General features: G+C 47.8%; 18 protein-coding genes. 14 read left to right on the top strand and 4 right to left on the bottom strand.

What is annotated here, in order from left to right:
• Window positions 1–29 precede the first annotated feature (29 nt).
• From J0B03_RS05070 to J0B03_RS05015, 12 genes are all read left to right on the top strand, one after another.
• On the top strand, window positions 30–740 hold the full coding sequence (locus J0B03_RS05070) for an SDR family NAD(P)-dependent oxidoreductase (RefSeq protein ID WP_207300772.1): 711 nt from the start codon (window positions 30–32) through the stop codon (window positions 738–740).
• Between the two features lie 63 nt (window positions 741–803).
• Window positions 804–1133 (top strand): tRNA-binding protein, encoded by a 330-nt coding sequence (locus J0B03_RS05065; protein ID WP_207300771.1) that lies wholly within the window; start codon window positions 804–806, stop codon window positions 1131–1133.
• Between the two features lie 40 nt (window positions 1134–1173).
• Window positions 1174–2298, top strand: a complete 1125-nt coding sequence (locus J0B03_RS05060) for a radical SAM protein (protein WP_207300770.1) — start codon at window positions 1174–1176, stop codon at window positions 2296–2298.
• A complete protein-coding gene (locus tag J0B03_RS05055; RefSeq protein WP_246798194.1) occupies window positions 2298–2783 on the top strand; it encodes a flavodoxin family protein in 486 nt (161 codons plus the stop codon). Before J0B03_RS05060 ends, J0B03_RS05055 begins: the two co-directional genes overlap by 1 nt.
• Window positions 2784–2813: 30 nt before the next feature.
• Window positions 2814–3194, top strand: coding sequence for a DUF5655 domain-containing protein (locus tag J0B03_RS05050; RefSeq protein WP_207300769.1), 381 nt, complete (start codon window positions 2814–2816; stop codon window positions 3192–3194).
• Window positions 3176–3778 (top strand): DUF998 domain-containing protein, encoded by a 603-nt coding sequence (locus J0B03_RS05045; protein WP_207300768.1) that lies wholly within the window; start codon window positions 3176–3178, stop codon window positions 3776–3778. The genes J0B03_RS05050 and J0B03_RS05045 overlap by 19 nt, the downstream gene beginning before the upstream one ends.
• Before the next feature lie 80 nt (window positions 3779–3858).
• Window positions 3859–5421, top strand: coding sequence for an FAD-dependent oxidoreductase (locus tag J0B03_RS05040; protein WP_207300767.1), 1563 nt, complete (start codon window positions 3859–3861; stop codon window positions 5419–5421).
• 175 nt (window positions 5422–5596) lie between these two features.
• Window positions 5597–7495, top strand: coding sequence for an acetate--CoA ligase (acs, locus tag J0B03_RS05035; protein WP_246798193.1), 1899 nt, complete (start codon window positions 5597–5599; stop codon window positions 7493–7495).
• Window positions 7495–8166 carry a 3'-5' exonuclease gene (locus J0B03_RS05030; protein WP_207300765.1) on the top strand — a complete coding sequence of 224 codons (672 nt, stop codon included), beginning with the start codon at window positions 7495–7497 and terminating at the stop codon, window positions 8164–8166. The genes acs and J0B03_RS05030 overlap by 1 nt, the downstream gene beginning before the upstream one ends.
• Before the next feature lie 195 nt (window positions 8167–8361).
• Window positions 8362–8625: a DUF4212 domain-containing protein gene (locus J0B03_RS05025; protein WP_246798192.1), complete on the top strand. Its 264-nt coding sequence runs from the start codon at window positions 8362–8364 to the stop codon at window positions 8623–8625.
• 28 nt (window positions 8626–8653) lie between these two features.
• Window positions 8654–10348, top strand: a complete 1695-nt coding sequence (locus J0B03_RS05020; protein WP_207300764.1) for a sodium:solute symporter family protein — start codon at window positions 8654–8656, stop codon at window positions 10346–10348.
• Between the two features lie 85 nt (window positions 10349–10433).
• Window positions 10434–11417: a DUF294 nucleotidyltransferase-like domain-containing protein gene (locus J0B03_RS05015; protein WP_207300763.1), complete on the top strand. Its 984-nt coding sequence runs from the start codon at window positions 10434–10436 to the stop codon at window positions 11415–11417.
• Here the strand turns inward: J0B03_RS05015 and J0B03_RS05010 are convergent.
• From J0B03_RS05010 to J0B03_RS04995, 4 genes are all read right to left on the bottom strand, one after another.
• A complete protein-coding gene (locus J0B03_RS05010; RefSeq protein WP_207300762.1) occupies window positions 11412–12152 on the bottom strand; it encodes a LytR/AlgR family response regulator transcription factor in 741 nt (246 codons plus the stop codon). The genes J0B03_RS05015 and J0B03_RS05010 overlap by 6 nt on opposite strands.
• A complete protein-coding gene (locus J0B03_RS05005) occupies window positions 12149–13393 on the bottom strand; it encodes a histidine kinase (protein ID WP_207300761.1) in 1245 nt (414 codons plus the stop codon). The genes J0B03_RS05010 and J0B03_RS05005 overlap by 4 nt, the downstream gene beginning before the upstream one ends.
• A 77-nt stretch (window positions 13394–13470) precedes the next feature.
• Window positions 13471–13839 carry a 6-phosphofructokinase gene (locus tag J0B03_RS05000; protein ID WP_207300760.1) on the bottom strand — a complete coding sequence of 123 codons (369 nt, stop codon included), beginning with the start codon at window positions 13837–13839 and terminating at the stop codon, window positions 13471–13473.
• Window positions 13836–14687: a diphosphate--fructose-6-phosphate 1-phosphotransferase gene (locus tag J0B03_RS04995; protein ID WP_207300759.1), complete on the bottom strand. Its 852-nt coding sequence runs from the start codon at window positions 14685–14687 to the stop codon at window positions 13836–13838. The genes J0B03_RS05000 and J0B03_RS04995 overlap by 4 nt, the downstream gene beginning before the upstream one ends.
• A 206-nt stretch (window positions 14688–14893) precedes the next feature.
• Between J0B03_RS04995 and J0B03_RS04990 the strand changes: the two genes are divergently transcribed.
• Together J0B03_RS04990 and J0B03_RS04985 are read left to right on the top strand one after the other, a co-directional pair.
• On the top strand, window positions 14894–15565 hold the full coding sequence (locus J0B03_RS04990) for a TetR/AcrR family transcriptional regulator (protein ID WP_207300758.1): 672 nt from the start codon (window positions 14894–14896) through the stop codon (window positions 15563–15565).
• A gap of 157 nt (window positions 15566–15722) precedes the next feature.
• On the top strand, window positions 15723–17063 hold the full coding sequence (locus tag J0B03_RS04985) for a uroporphyrinogen decarboxylase/cobalamine-independent methonine synthase family protein (RefSeq protein ID WP_207300757.1): 1341 nt from the start codon (window positions 15723–15725) through the stop codon (window positions 17061–17063).
• The last annotated feature ends 166 nt before the right edge of the window (window positions 17064–17229 follow it).

Genomic DNA, 17229 nt, shown 5'->3' with positions numbered 1-17229 from the left:
GAGTGATCGATAGAAGGGGGCGACATGCCGTGTTCACAGACCAGGTAGTGGTCATCACTGGTGGAGCCAGTGGCATTGGAAAGACCATGGCGGAAGAATTTGAAAAGAATGGAGCTGCTGTGTGCATCATCGATGTAAAAGAAAATCCGTATTTTGTGGGAGATGTGTCAAAAGAGGAGGATCTTCTTGCTTTTGCCAAAAAGGTGATCGCCGATCACGGCAAGGTGGATCACCTCATCAACAACGCCCTGCCCCGGATGAAGGGGCTGGAGGATTGTTCCTATGAACAATTCAACGAAGCGCTCCGGGTCGGAGTCACTGCACCCTTTTTCCTGACAAAACTTTTTCGGGATCATTTTGCGCCTGGAGCATCCATCGTCAATATATCCTCTTCCAGGGACCGGATGAGCCAGGCGAACACGGAAAGTTATACGGCGGCTAAGGGAGGGATCTCTGCCTTGACCCATGCCCTGGCCGTCACCTTGGCCGGGAAAGTTCGGGTGAACTCCGTTTCTCCTGGTTGGATCGATACGAATTTTACCAAATACAACGGGCCGGACGCCTTGCAGCATCCGGTGCATCGTGTGGGGGATCCTTTGGACATTGCCAACATGGTCCTCTTCCTGTGTTCTAAGAAAGCCGGATTTATCACCGGGGAAAACATCTGCATTGATGGGGGCATGACCAAGCAGATGATCTATTCCGGAGATGAGGGATGGACGTTTAAACCAAAGGAGTAGAGGGAGTAAGCTTAAAGTAGAGACGAAGTAAACTTGAAGAAAAGGGATGGAAAGGAAGGAAGAATGGCAGCAATCGAAGATTTTTTGGCATTGGATATAAGGGTCGGAGAAATCGTCAAGGCGGAAGTTTTTGAGGATGCGAAAAAACCGGCCTACAAGTTGTGGATCGACCTGGGAGAAGCAATAGGGATCAAGAAATCCAGCGCCCAGATCACCGAATGTTATGGACTGGATGATTTGCTGGGAAAGCAGGTTCTTTGCGTTGTGAACTTTCCACCCAGACAGATCGCAAATTTTCTCTCGGAGGTACTGGTGCTGGGAACCTATTCCAAACAAGGAGTGGTATTGATCCAGCCGGAACAGCCTGTTGAAAAAGGAGACAAGTTGGGGTAAGATATCCAAGGATCACATCGTTGATAATGGGAGGACACAAGTGAAAATATCAAAGAAAGACGCATTGACCTGGTTTGAATTTTTTAGCATGCTGCCGGAAGAGGAGGAACTGATGGTTCGACAGCAGGAGATCGTTTATGCCACCTTTGCACAGATCGAAGCGGTGGTAAATCATCGACATGAAAAACTCATATCGGAAATACAGGATTTGAAAAACTTGGACAACCGGACCCTGTATGTAGGGGACGGAAGCAAATTCCCGCCGGGTTGCCGTTCCTGCCTGACGGGGACCGGGCTAAGTGCTGTTCGCAAGACCAACCGGTGCAACATCGTCTGCAAGTTTTGCTACAACTATGGGGAATTGGAAGATCAACCACCCGTGGGGGAAGGATTGTGGGAGATCGGGGGCACAAAATTCTACGAAAAGGACATGGATCTTCTCCTCTCGATCCAGGAAAAACCAACAGGCATTTCCTACGTATACCTGGAACCCTTCATGGAAATCGAAAAATACTACCCGATCATACGCAAGTTCAAGAAAGCCGGGATCCATCAGCACATGTACACCAACGGCACCCTTGCCACAAAGGAAAACCTGAAGACCTTGGGGGAGGCAGGTCTGGATGAGATCCGCTTCAATCTGGGAGCCACCAATGTTTCCGACAAGGTGATCGAAAACATGAAATTGGCGAAGGCCTTCATCCCCAATGTGGGGATCGAAACGCCCATGACTTCGGAATTCTATCAGACTTTTTTTGAGAAAAAACAAGAAATTTTAGATACGGGGATCGACTTCATCAATTGTGCCGAACTCCATTTGAACGGGAACAACATCCATAATTATGAAGGGGAGAACATGTACATTTCCAGACATGGTTATATTTCGCCAATTTGGAGCAGAGAAGGGACCTTGCAATTCATGAAAAAGGCAGTGGAGGAAAAGTGGGACATGGTCGTCCATGACTGTTCCAACGACACCAAGTTTGCACGGGGACTGAACCTGGGGGCCAAAAACGGAATGTCATTTGGCGGCAGCAATTACGCCTGCGAATTCACCAGGATCCCCTATGAAGCATTTTTGCCGATCCTGAGGGATGAAAATTTCGAATTTTTGCAGGAAGAAGAACTGCCGGAGGGGTACAAACCGGGAGAGATGATGTTTTGATGGATCTGAAAATATTGATCGTCTACTGCTCCAACTATAGAAGCAATACAGCAAGGATCGCAGAAGCCATGGCGACAAAGGTCGGTGGGAAAGCGATGCCTCTTGCAGCAGTTTCAGATTCCAGCATGGATCCGGGAGAGTACGACCTGATCGGGATCGGATCGGGAGTATACCGGGAAAGCATGTCCAAAAAGTTGTTTCGAGCCGTGGAAGCCTGGGATCTGCAGGAACAGAATGTTTTTGTTTTTTCCACCAGTGGTGTTGGCATGAAGTTCTACAACAACCGGTTGATCAGGTTGTTGCGCACAAAAAGGGCAAAAGTGATGGGTAGTTTTGCCTGCAAGGGAAGCTTTGACGCCAGGGAATTTTCGGACAAGAAAGTATTCCATTGGATGGGGAAACAGGCCCAGGGGCATCCGGATGCAAAGGATATTAGGGATGCGGAGTCTTTTGCAGGGCAGGTCCTGGCTTCGGTGAAATCTTAAAAGTGGATGTAGAATTGGAGGTGAACGCTGGTGGATCAAGAAAAATTGGATCTTTTTTTTGCGAAAAAGCCGCAGCTGAAATCCCTCTTCCTGACATTGGATGGGATGTTGAGACAACGATATGGCTCGCTTTTTTTTAAAGTACAAAAAAGTCAGATCAGTTTTTGTGATCCTCGGCCTTTTTGCTGGGTATGGCTGCCCATCCGGGATGGGATCAAGGGACGACCGGAAGAATACCTGGTGGTGTCATTTGGATTGGATCATGAGATCCGCCATTCTCGTTTGATTGAAGCAGTAGAACCTTATCCCGGTCGCTGGACCCATCACACCATCGTAAGCAAAGAAACGGAGCTGGATGAGGAACTCATGGGATGGATTTTGGAAGCTCACGAATGGATGGTGAACAAATGAACCGCCTGTTGAAACTTGCGTTTGTTCTGTTGATTGGAGTATCTTTGGTTCTCCCTTCCTTCAGCGTAGATGAATATCGCATTCTGCTAAACACCACCAGTCATTTGGGAGCCCAGCATGCACCGCTGGCATGGATTATGAACGCCACCTTCCTGTTGTTGGGATCGGCCACCATCCTGTCGGGTTGGCGTGCCTTTAATGGATATTGGTTTCAGCGGATCGCCCTGATCGTCTTCGGCTTGGCACTGATGGGGACGGGTATATTTCAGCATCGCCCTATTGTGGAAGGTCTTTCCTTCAACATGTTGGAAGACCAGCTTCATTCTATTTTTGCTTCCGTTGTGGGAACTGCGTTCACCCTATTCGCCATTTCTGTCGCTTTTATCGAGAAAGAAAAGGAGGATCGGATAGGGGCCATTCTCATGGGTTTGGCGTCCATTCTTCTTTCTCTTTTGATTTTTCGAGTATCTTCTCTAGCAGGAATATGGCAGAGGGCCATGTTCTTTCTTGCATTTGGATGGATGGTGCTCCTCTTTGAGCGATGGACAAAAAAGGATAAAAAAATTGACAAAATTCAAAATTAGGGATTAAAGAACGTCGTACCGGATGATATAATAAGAAATATCATTATTATAAAATCTAAAGAAAAGTAGGTGCAATGCCCATGATGGATTTCATCGAAACCGCTAAAAGCAATGCCAAGGAAGAGAAGAAAAAGTACTCTTGGGAAACCATACCGGCACCCATTCCGGAAGAAGAGATCGTAGAGACCCTGGAAGCCGATGTGGCAATCGTCGGTGGAGGGATCGCCGGTCTTGGAACGGGAGCTCGATGTACGGAACAGGGACTCAGCGTCATCGTTGTAGAAAAATACAAGGGTTTGGTAGCCAGAGGCGCCCATATCGCCTCCCTGGATTCCAGGGTCATGCGGGAACACGGCATCACGATCGACAAGGAACAATTTGCCAGGGATTGGATGCGCATTTGCGGCAGCAGGGTCAATGAAGATCTTCTTTGGCTCTACATCAACAAAAGCGAAGAGGCTTTTGAGTGGTTGCTGGACCTGGCCGAAGGAGAAGTGATCCCTCTCTTGTTTGGCGGCAACTACAAGGGACCGGACTTTACGGAGTATGCGGGGACCCATTTCATTGTACGAACGGAAAACAGCAGATACAAATACAACGGTGCCATGCTCATGTGCGAGATCTTGCAGGATAAGATCCTCGCCGGGGGGAATCAGATCGTTCGAAATACCCGGGTGGAGCAATTGGAAAAAGAGGGAGACCGGGTGGTGGCCTTCATCGCCAAGGGAGAAGACGGAAAGTATCGCCGGTATCGCGGGAACAAGGCCGTTGTTCTGGCAACGGGAGACATCGGAGGCAATCCGGAAATGTTGGAAGCTTTCTCTCCTTTGGGTCTGAAGCCCAAGCGAAACGGATATTATCCTCCGGGACTCAACACGGGTGACGGACATAAAATGGCTTACTGGGCCGGAGCGGCTTTTGAAGATCCGGCGTGGGCATTATCCCTTCATTTGATCGCCTATTCCCTGTATGCCTTCTTCTTCCTTCACGTGAACCGACAGGGAAAACGCTTCATGAACGAGGACACCTGGGTCCAGGCAAAAGCCATTCGCTGCCTGATGCAGCCGGAAGGGGATTGGGCCTACTCCATCTTTGATGCCAAGTGGTTCGACGAGGTAGGAGAACGGGTCAACATTGCCGGCGGACAATTCAGCGAACCTTTGGGCGCCATCTACGGTCAGGAATGGAGCAAGGACAACGGCATCGACCAAGCCATCGAACGATACGTGAAAAAAGGCACCTGCTTTAAAGCGGATACCCTGGAAGAACTGGCGGAACAGATGGAAGTGCCGGTGGAAAACTTGAAAGCAACAGTAGCACGATACAACGAGCTGTACCAGCAGGGAAAAGATCTGGACTATGGCAAACGTCCGGAGCTGCTCACCAGCATCGACAAACCCCCTTACTATGCACTGAAATGGGGACCTGCCCTGTTGAATGTCCATGGAGGCGTCATTATCGATCCAAAGATGCGCGTCATGGACAAAAACGATCGACCCATTCCCGGTCTGCTGGCAGTGGGTAACGTTTCCGGCGGTCTGTACGGAGTGGACTATCCACTCTTGCTCAATGGCAACAGCCATGGCCGAGCCTTGGTGTGGGCGAGAGAAGCGACAGATACTATTTTGGAAGAAAACAAATAAGATACATCAAATATTTGGATCCCGGCGGTTTTCATCCCGCCGGGATCTTTGACCGTTCATCTTCGGATACTTGCCTTTCAGCAAGAGGGAAATACCTTTGGTCTGCCTTTGCTGTAATTCCGGCAAAAAAACAGTATAATGTAAGCAAATGAGAAATTTCCAGGAGGTCGTATACATGGTTCCACGAAAAATTTACCCGCCCCAAGATGCATTCGTACAACAGGCCAACTATACTACGGAACGAGAAGTATTCGACGATTTGCAATTCTGGGAAGAGCAGGCTTCCCGGTTGGATTGGTTTGCACCTTGGGATCAGGTGCTGGAAGGGGAGTTTCCTTTTGTCAAATGGTTCGTCAATGGCAAGATCAATGCTTCTTACAACTGTTTGGATCGTCATTTGATGAGCTGGAGAAAAAATAAGGCAGCCTTGATTTTTGAAGGGGAACCGGGAGACCAAAAGGTCATGACCTACAAGGATCTGCACCGGGAAACCTCCAAATTCGCCAACGTGCTCAAGGAATTGGGGGTCGAAAAAGGGGACATTGTCACCATCTACTTGCCGGTCATGACGGAAGCCGTTGTGGCAATGTTGGCATGCGCCAGGATCGGAGCCATACACAGCCTGGTTTTTGGGGGATTCGCACCGCACGCACTAGCGGAACGGATCAAGGACAGCCAATCCAAAATACTGTTGACAGCGGATGGATATTGGCGTCGGGGAGAAGTGATCCGTACAAAAGACAAGGTGGATGAAGCCCTGGAAGAATGTCCGTCGGTGGAAACGGTAGTAGTGGTTTCCAGAGTAGCAAATGCCATCCGAATGAAGAGAAATCGGGATCACTGGTATCATGAGTTGATGAATTATGCAGATAACCACTGCGAAGCGGAAGTCATGGATTCGGAGGATACTCTCTTTATCAAATATACCAGCGGTGCCACGGGTAAACCCAAGGGGGTGGTCCATACGACGGGAGGATACTTGACCGGAGCCAGCTCCACCCATTACAGTGTCCTGGACATCAAGGAAGAGGATGTCTATTGGTGCGCCGGAGACATCGAATGGATCACCGGCCACAGTTATACGGTGTATGGTCCCTTGTCCAATGGAGCCACGGTGATCTTATATGAAGGAGCTCCCGATTTTCCGCAGAAGGACCGAATCTGGGAAATCATCGAAAAATACGGGGTTTCCATATTCTATACTTCGCCAACGGCTGTTCGAATGTTCATGAAGTGGGGAAACAAATGGTTTGCCGACCATGACATCTCCACTTTGCGATTGTTGGGTTCTGTTGGGGAGACCATGAATCCGGAAGCATGGACCTGGTTTTATGAAGAAGTGGGGAAGGGTCGTTGTCCCATTGTAGACACTTGGTGGCAGACGGAGACGGGATCCATCATGATCTCCCCACTGCCCGGGATGACGTCCTTGAAACCCGGTTCGGTGGCAACGCCCCTTCCGGGGATCGCTGCGGAAGTGGTGGACGATGAAGGCCGGCCCGTTCCCAGAGGAAGAAACGGATATCTGGTGATCAAAAAACCCTGGCCGTCCATGATTCGAAATATTTACAAGGACACCCAGAAGTTTTTGGACACCTACTGGTCCGTTTTTGATGGAGCTTTCTATACGGGAGACGGCGCGTATGTGGACGAAGACGGCTATTACTGGATCTCAGGCCGGGTGGACGATGTGATCAACGTCAGCGGTTACCGGTTGGGCAGTGCAGAACTGGAAAGTGCCGTATTGATGCATCCTTTGGCTTCCGAAGCGGCAGCCATCGGCATGAACGACAAAAACAAGAGAAGTGCCGTCTGCATTTTTGTCACATTGACGGAGGGGGCTTCCCCAAGCGAAGCATTGGAGCAGGAGATCGTAGAACGGATCGTCGAGGAGATCGGTTCTTTTGCCAAACCGGAGCGGGTGTATTTTACAAAGAACCTCCCAAAGACCAGAGGCGGGAAAATAATGCGCCGACTTCTCCGAGATGTGGCGGAAGGCCGGGAATTGGGGGATACCAGCACTCTTTTGGATGTGACGGTCATTGATGAATTGATGATTCGAGGAGGAAAGTAGTGGGGATCCGCAATTTTTTCCAGCAATGGGGAGAGAACAATGCACAAAAGAAAACATCCAGGCAGAAGATCTTGCTGGAACGGGATTTTATTGCCTTGGACGTGGAGACCACAGGCTTTCACGTACAACGGGGAGATCGGATCATCTCCCTGGGAGCCGTAAAAATCAAAAACGGAAAGATCCTTCGGGAGGATGCTTTTTATACTTTGGTGAATCCCGACAAGGAGATCCCCCAAGTGGTCAGAGAATTGACGGGTATCGATGATGATGCCGTAGCATCGGCCCCCGACTTTGAATCGGTGATGAAGGAGTTTGTGGATTGGAGCATACGGGATACGGAAAATCCTGTAGCCATCGGACACGCGATCACCTTTGACTTGTCCTTTTTAAAGAAACCGTCCATTGCCCCCGATTGGATGAACAAATGGCTGGATACCAGGGAGATCGTTTCCCTGGTCTACCCCGGACTGGAAAACAAGAGCCTATTCCACATCGCCGAATTTCTGGAGTGCAGCATCCTGGTGGAACACCATGCATTGGAAGATGCCATTTTATCTGCGGAAGTATTCCTTCTTGCCCTGGAAGCCCTAAAAGAACAAAATGTGGAAACCTTGGAGAGTCTGCGGAGGATGCAGAAGAGCAAACGGCTGATTTTGCCGTCGGAATTTTAGAAAAGTCCCTTATGGGGCTTTTTTCTTTGTAAACGGTTCCATTCAAGAGATGAACGGTCCAGGAAAGGGTGTGGAGCCGTTCATGGGAAAAGATGGAGCGTTGACAGGTCCAGGATGTCCGTCCAACAGATTTTCATTTCGTTAATAAAAAAATCCGGGTATCATGAGACAAAGAAATTCCAAGGAGGCAGAACGATGAATAAAGAAAACGACAAAAGCATGCAAGAATATTGGAAAAGGAACGTGGCGCTGATCCGCAACCTGTTGATCATTTGGGCTGCTGTGTCTTATGGGGCGGTCATCCTTCTAGGCGACGTACTCAGCAAGATTTCTTTCTTTGGTGTGAACCTGGCTTTCTGGTTTGCTCATCAGGGATCCATTTTGACTTTTGTGGCCATTGTTGCTTTTTATGCTTGGAGAATGGGCAAGCTGGACAAAGAATTTGATGTGGAAGAATAAGGCTTGGAGCCGATAGGAGGGTGACGTAATGAGTGTAGAAGTATTGACCTTGATTTTTGTAATGTTGACGTTTGGTTTGTATGCCTATATAGGATGGTGGGCCAAAGCCGTTGATACAAAGAGTTTTTACGTGGCGGGAAACGACGTGCCCATTATTGCCAATGGAGCAGCTATCGCAGCAGACTGGATGTCTGCCGCATCGTTCTTGTCCATGGCCGGACTTATTGCTTTTCTAGGGTATGACGGAACGGTTTACTTGATGGGATGGACCGGCGGATATGTCCTTTTGGCGTTGCTGTTGGCACCCTATCTTCGTAAATTTGGTCGATATACCGTTCCTGATTTTATTGGAGACCGTTTTTACTCCAATAAATCCAGAGCCGTCGCCGCCATCGCCACTATTTTTGTTTCCCTGACTTACGTAGCCGGTCAGATGCGGGGCGTGGGGATCGTCTTCAGCCGGTATCTGGGCGTAAACATCGAGATCGGCGTCATTATTGGTATGGCCTTGATCATGTTCTTTGCCGTTATAGGTGGAATGAAGGGGATCACCTGGACACAGGTGGCCCAGTTCTTCATCTTGATCGTGGCATTTGTGGTGCCGGCAGTGGCCATTTCCTTCAAGCTGACGGGAAATCCCATACCCCAGTTCGGCATGATCTTCAGCGATGTCGCCCAGCGTTTGGGAGAAGCCCAGATCGAAGCCGGGTTGAAAGAGTACATTTTGCCATTTCAAAACATGAGCAAGTTGAATGTGTTCATGATGACCATGGCCTTGATGGTGGGGACCGCTGGATTGCCTCACGTCATCACCCGGTTCTATACCGTAAAAACGGTAAAGGGAGCCAGATGGTCTGCCGTGTGGGCTTTGCTGTTCATTGCCATTTTGTATACGACGGCACCTGCCGTAGGCATGTTCTCTAAATTCAACATCATCGATACGGTCCACAACCAACCGGTGGAAGAGATCCAACAGATCGAGTGGGTGGAAAAATGGAGCACTACGGGTTTGTTGGGATTGAACGACGTGAATGAGGATGGCGTCTATCGTCTGTCCGGAGATCCGGCGACCAATGAAGTGAATATCGACAAGGACATCATCGTATTGTCCACGCCGGAAGTGGCCCAACTCAGTCCAGTGATCATAGCATTGGTGGCTGCCGGTGGTCTGGCCGCGGCATTGTCCACGGCGGCAGGGTTGCTTCTGGCCATGTCCAGCGCCGTGTCCCATGATATCTATTACAAGATCTACAACAGAAATGCCACGGAGAAACAGCGGTTGCGAGTGGCTCGGGTCATGATCTTCCTGTCCGTTTTGGCTGCCGGATACTTCGGCATCAATCCTCCGGGCTTTGTTGGAGAAGTTGTCGCCTTTGCCTTCGGCATTGCTGCTGCCAGTCTGTTTCCGGCCATATTTTTGGGGATCTTCGACAAGCGGCATAATCGGGAAGGTGCCACCGCAGGTATCGTTACCGGTCTGGTGTTCACCGTCGTGATGTTGGTGTTGATGAAGTCCGTACCTTTGTTGGGAACAGAAACGCCCATCATTGAAAGCTTCTTCGGCATCGATGCAGCAGGGATCGGCATTGTGGGAATGGTCCTTCATTTCGCTGTAGGATTTGTCGTTTCCAGAAGTACGAAAGAACCGCCCCAAGACATCCAGGAGATGGTGGAAAACATTCGGATCCCTAAAGGTTCCGGCGAGCCCCAGGGAGATCATTAAAGAAATACCGCACAATGGATGCATGATATAATGGAGTGGACCGGTTTTGGTCTGCTCCATTGCTTGCGAGAAGGAGAGGAAAACAATGCCCTTATCTGAAAATGATGTATCCCTGCTGTTTGATCGATTGGATACGGATGATAAAATCAAGAATTGGTTTGATGCTGGTTCAAGTACAGGTGAAGATTTTTTCGACCAGTTGAAACAGCTCAATGATGCCTATGATCGGAAGAAGAAGGATGCGTTGAATGAATTGGTGGAATCCTTGAAAAAAGAGGAAGGCTATCCACCGGTGCGCTTTTGTTGGATGGTTCTTGGAAGTGGAGGCAGACGGGAACAGGTTTATCGAACGGATCAGGACAACGGATTGATCCACCAGGCGGTGGATGATCCTGCCAAACAAAAGGAAGTGGAGCGATATTTTCAGGTCTTTGCACAAAAGGCAAACCAGGCTTTGGCATCCTTGGGATTCGCTTTGTGTCCCGGGGATGTCATGGCAGAAAATGATTTCTGGAGGGGCAGTACGGAATTTTGGAGACGACGAGTGGAACAGTGGGTGGAAAAGCCGACGAGTGAAAACATTCGAAACTTAACTATTTTTCTGGATTTTCGAGGCATGTACGGATCCCTGGATATGGCCGTGGAGCTTCGTCAGGAACTCATGGAAGCCGTTCGCAGGCGACCGCTTTTTCTGACTTTTTTAGCCCAGGATGCCTGTTCGGGAGCCATTGGAAACCCTTTGAGAAACGACAGGATCAATGTAAAAACGGAATGGTTGGTTCATTTGGTGGATTGTGTTCGTGTTTTTGCCATAAAAAATCAATGCGTAGAGACAAATACTTGTCGGCGCATTGACTATTTGGAAGGCAGATCGATTTTTTCTTCGGAGTTTTCCCAAGATCTGAAGAATACCCTGGAAAGGATGCTTCGCTGGCGAATGCTTGCCAACAAGGATCAGTTGCCCTCGAAGGTGTTGTTGGAAAACTGGGACGGCGAGTGGCAGGAGACAACGGAGACACTGCGCCTTCTTCGTTCCGTCACCAAAGAAGAGTTTTTTCCCAACTCATAGATCCAGGATCTGCTTTAAATGCTTGGCTTGTCTTCGGCTGACGGGGATCTGGGTATTGTTCTTGTCGGTCATGCGAATATTGTACGTCCCTTTGAAAAAAGGGGCGATTTCTTTTATTTTTTTCAAGTTGACCAGATAGCTGCGATGGCATCGAAAAAAAAGTTTGGGATCCAATTTTTCTTCCAGAGCCTGGAGAGTATACTTGGTCAGATATTTCTGTTGGTCCGTTGCGACATAGACATAACTTCCTTCGGAAAAGGCATAATAAACATCCACAGCATCCAGAAGGACGATCTTGCCTCCCTGCTCGACGGACAGTCGCTGGATCGGTTCCTTAGGCAGGTCTTGTTTCTTGGGGCTCACCGTCGTCTTGAACCGATTCCGGATCCGTTCAACGGCATGACTCAGTTTTTCTTCTTCAATGGGCTTGAGCAGATAATCAACGGCATTGACCCGAAAAGCCTGAAGGGCATATTGATCGTATGCGGTTATGTATACGATGGCTGGAGGGTCCTCCAATTCTTTTATTTTCTCTCCCAGATCCATCCCGTCCATTTGAGGCATGTTGATATCCAGAAAAACCATGTCGTAATCCAGTGCGGTGATCAAGGCCAGGGCCTCTTTCCCGTTGGTGGCTTCTCCCACCACTTCCACTCCCTCCAACCGGCTCAATAGATAGCGTAATTCTTCCCTTGCCGGGTATTCGTCATCCACGATCAATGCTTTCAGTGTCATCGGTTATTCACTCCTTCTTCCAAAGACATGGGGATCTTAAAGGTCGCGTTTGTTCCTTGATCCAAGGCGCTGGTGATATGAAGACCGTACTTGTTGCCATAGAGCAGCCGCAGCCGCTCGTGCAGGTTGTAGATTCCTACACCCAATCCGGAACCGTAACCTTTGTCGTAGAGCTTTTCCAACCGGTCTTCTTCGATCCCTATACCGTTGTCGACGACGGAAATTTCCACTTCGTCGTATATTTTTCGAATGCGGATGCGAAGAAGTCCGTTTCCTTCTTTCGGAACAAGGCCATGGATGATGGCGTTGTTGACCAAGGGTTGAATGGACAAAATGGGGATCTTAACTTTTTTCAGATTTTCATCCACATCGGTGATCAGGGTCAGTCGTTCGCCAAAGCGGGCCTTTTCAATGATCAGATAGTCTTGAACCACCTTCAGTTCTTCTCCAACGGTGGTAAAACGGTCGGTGCTTCCCAAAGTGTAGCGCAAGAAAGAGGACAGTCGGCGGATCAACTCCCGGGTAACCTGGGGATCCTTCAAGACGTACATGTTGATAGCGTTGAGAGAATTGAAGAGAAAATGGGGATTGACCTGGGCCTGCAATGCATCCAATCGGGCCTCCGTGGTCAATTGGACCTGTCGCTCCAACTCCCGGTGCTGCATTTGCAGACTCACCAATTGAGCCAGGGATTCGCAGGTTTCCACGAAATCGGTGGAGGCACCTCCTTTTTTGGTACAAAAAAACCCCAAAGATCCGGTGATCTCATCCCCCTGTTTTAAAGGGACCAGTACACCGGATGTAAAGGGACATTCGCAGGTGGAGCGGACGCAGTCAAAAGCTCTTTTGTTCCGAAGTATTTGGGTTTCGCCCTGTTGCATAGCGCGGGTCATGCGAACCAGGGGGATCTTATTGCCAATGGAATAATCCGGACAGGAAAAACCGGAGTAGGCGGTGATGGTTTGGGAATCCGTCCATGCGACGGCATCTGCCTTGGCAATGTCTTTCAGAAGATCCGTCATGGTGCCTGGAAGGAGATCTTTCGATGGAGATCCCTTCGCCGACGGGTCCTCTGATAAGACAGATTTGTGTGAACCAATATCTATTTTTTTTAGAATAAAATAATTGCATGCAAACAACAGCGCGACTAATGCCATGGGAATTCTGGCGGCAGGAAACACCAATACCAATAGCAGCAAGATCGAGGCATTCATGACAAACAGCAATGTTGGAGTTTTCATCATTCCATCCTTCCCAATGGTATCGTTGAAAGTATTATATTCATTGGGAGGTCATTTGTCAAAAAACAGCAGGAAGGTTATTTTCTGAGGATCTTTTCCACGATAGGTGCCCGTACCCAGGAGGGCTGCGGTAAACCGGAACCAAGCAAAGGCCGCACGTAAAACTTGAAAGCGTCGGTGACATGATTGCCCCTTTCGTTGATGAACTCATCGGCCATGTACTTGGTTTTGGCGGCGATGTCTTCAAAAGCTGCAAGTTTAAAATTGACAGAATAGTCTCCGATCCGTCGTATGGTCATGGACCCGTCCACATCGTTCCACATGGCCATTTGGACAGCCCGTTCTCCTACTTCCCTGGCTTCCTGTTGGTCTACGTCGGATACGCAACCCAGGAAAGAACGCTGCAGGTACCCAAAGGTATCGCTTCGCACTCGGGAGATGTTCAACTTGGACTTGATCTCATTGGCCAGCAGGTCCCCAACACTCCCGTTCCGGACAGGGTGATGTTGCCATGAGCGTCCTTGTCCAAGTTTTTATTCAGGCTAGCCGCGATGGGCGTACCAGTTTCATCGGTGATGCCTTCGGAAACGGCCACGACGCAGTATCCGTATTTTTGGTGAACAGATTTTACATCCAGGAGAAATTGCTCCATGGAAAAGGTTCGCTCCGGCAGATAGATCAAGTGGGGTCCATCCGCTTCGTATTTTCGGGCTATTGCAGAGGAGGCAGTCAAAAACCCGGTGTGTCGGCCCATGACGACGCCGATGTAGACGCCGTTTAGGGCACGTACATCCAGATTGACGCCCATAAATGCCTGTGCCACAAATCGGGCGGCAGATCCAAAACCCGGTGTATGATCGTTTAGGACCAGGTCGTTGTCGATGGTTTTTGGGACATGGATCACCCTCAGGTCGTAGTTGGCTGCATTGGCTTCCTCGTTGACGATCCGCGCCGTATCGGAGGAGTCGTTGCCGCCGATATAGAAGAAATAACGGATATCGTGGGCCTTCATGACTTTGAACATTTCCTTGCAGTAGGCAGTATCCGGCTTGACTCGGGTGGACAACAGGGCGGAAGAAGGTGTTTTCGCCACCTGTTCCAGGTTGTGGGTGGTTTCTTGTGTCAGATCCAGGAAGTTTTCATTGAGGATCCCTTCCACTCCACGCAGTGCACCGTAGACCCGGTCGACCTGGGCGAATTTTCGTGCTTCCGCCACGATCCCTACCAGACTCTGATTGATGACGGCCGTTGGGCCTCCACTTTGTGCGATCAATACTTTTCCTTTTAACCCCATAACTAAGCTCCTTTCGTTGGTTGATCAAAATATTTCACTCAGTATACCATGATAATTTGTAAATATATAATAAATTTTCAAGACGATGAACGGCTATATTGTTAATATTATAACATAAAAAGATCCATGGCGAAGACTTGGTGGGTGAATATCCCTCTCTCCAGTGTGATATAATAATCTAAATTTACATAGTGGATGGTGGTTATATGAAGTCCCACAGATATGGGAAAAATAAACAGTTTATTTTGGATACAGCGTATAGTCTATTCAATGAAAAAGGCTACAAAAAGACAACCATGCGAGATATTGCAGGCCGATCGGGCGGGTCCTTGGGGTCTATCACCTATTATTTTAAAAAAAAGGCGGACATAGCTAAAGCACTGTATCTGGAGTTCAGCAAAAATTTTTATACACAAATTCGAAGAATCTATTCGAAATTGGACTTGAACACTATTGAAGCGGATACGGTATATCTGTGTACATCGGTTTTGGTAGAAGTGTCCAATCCCAAATTGATACGTTTTATGTTTGATGTTAGCCAGGAAGGCTTGCTGACAGATATTATGAAAGATACGATTTTCATGCAATTTGCGAGAAAAAATGAGTATCTGAAATTGAATAAGGATAATGAGTCCTTGATGGTGGAAAGTCTTTTTTACATTGGAATGTACCAGCAGTTGGTTGTAGGAATCAAGAGCGGGCTCATTCATGATGTTGACAAGGCCATATACATTTTCAATGTGCAGCATCTTCAACAGTTGGGGTTTTCCAATACAGAGATCAATGCCATTTTGAAAACAGTTTTGCCGATTTGCCATGCCATCAAAGTAGAGGAAGAAGATATTTTCGATATAACATTGCAGTACCCATATTTTTAGAGGCGACATATCCTGAAAAACCGGTTGACAGCAATCGGTTTTTTTGTTATTTTAAAAAAAGAACATGTTCTAATATTGTAAGTATTGCATTATATAAAAAATATAATACAGAACTATTGTGAAAAGAATTCAATCAATGTTAAAGGAGAGTTCCGCTATGAATGAAAAAGAACAAATTTTTAAAGATGTGTATGATGGTCTTATCCCCAAGCGTGTTCCAGTGAGTGTCAGTTTGGAATTTGAAGCGGCGGCACAATTTGGAAAGCTTGATATGGCGGATATGCAGTGGAATCCTGGCTTGATCCGATCGTCCGTGGAAAAAGTTTGCCAGACCCTCTATAGCGATGTTTGTCCTGTCAATACATCCATTCGATTGCCGGGGATGTATCAGTTTCTGGGATCCCAGTCTTATGTATTATCCAGCGACGGATTCGTACAACACCCGGAAGTTGTTGGGATGATGGAAGAAGATTATGCCTATTTGATCGAAAATCCACTGGATTGCATTATTGAAAGGGTGATTCCAAGACAATTCAAGGAGTTGGCTGGTGAAAATCCTATTTTGACCGCCATTGCACTATCTTTGGGGATGAAAAAAAGCGAACGGGACATGAATGTTTCATTCGAAATAATGGGAGATATGATCAAGAAGTACGGATATTTTAGTCATCCTCCCAATTCCAGCACGATGACAGAAGCACCTTTCGATTATTTGTCCGATCAGTTGAGAAGCTTTTCCGGGATCAGCAAAGATGTCCGACGACATCGAAATGACATCAAGGAATCCTGTGAAGCACTTTACGAATTTGCCTATAGAAAAGGATTGCCGTCAAAATCCTCGAAATATGGGCGGGTATTTTTGCCGCTTCACATGCCTCCATTCATGAGGACCAAAGATTTTGAGGAGTTGTGGTGGCCGACTTTTAAGAATCTGATCCATCATTATGCGGCACAAGGGATCCACTGCACCATCTTTTGTGAGTCGGACTGGACTCGATATTTGGATTATTTGCAGGAGTTGCCGACCAATACTGTGATCTGGTTTGAATACGGGGATCCCAAAACCATCAAAGACAAGCTGGGAGATAAATTTATACTAACAGGCTTGTATCCTTTGACGGCGCTTAAAAACAAAACGAAATCAGAGTGCTTGGATCTGGCCAAAGAGTATATAGATATCCTGGCACCTGGAGGCAAGTATATTTTCGGGTTTGACAAACTTCCGGTGGTGATCAGCGATGTGAATATGGAAAACCTCTCTGCATTGACAGAATTTGTTCGGGATTATGCGGTATATGACAACCCAGGAGAGCTGGCTGGAGAAAGATTTAATAAAAACGACTATTCTATCGCTCCGTACCGAAAGACAGAATCGAAGTATTTCCCGACCTTCAACAAATATAAGGAACTACATCCCAATATGTCCGAACATGGAAGAGATGAGTATGACCTTATTTCTGATGGCATATTCCAGTTTTTCGCCAACATGGTATATTGAGTGCAACATAGCTAAAAAAACAAAAATTAGCAAAAATAATGAAACTGGAATAGTTAATTAATTAACGACAGAGTGACATTACAGGACGTTTCCCGTCAAGAGATGTCACTTTCAATCATTGCCAGAAAAGCTCGATAAAATTACAATATAGAAAAAACCAGTAATA

Origin of the sequence: Alkalibacter rhizosphaerae (genome assembly GCF_017352215.1) — a bacterium.
In the GTDB taxonomy this organism is placed as follows: Bacteria; Bacillota; Clostridia; order Eubacteriales; family Alkalibacteraceae; genus Alkalibacter; species Alkalibacter rhizosphaerae.
Note: the sequence above shows the minus strand (reverse complement) of the source record. Positions and strands in the feature narration are given on the sequence as shown.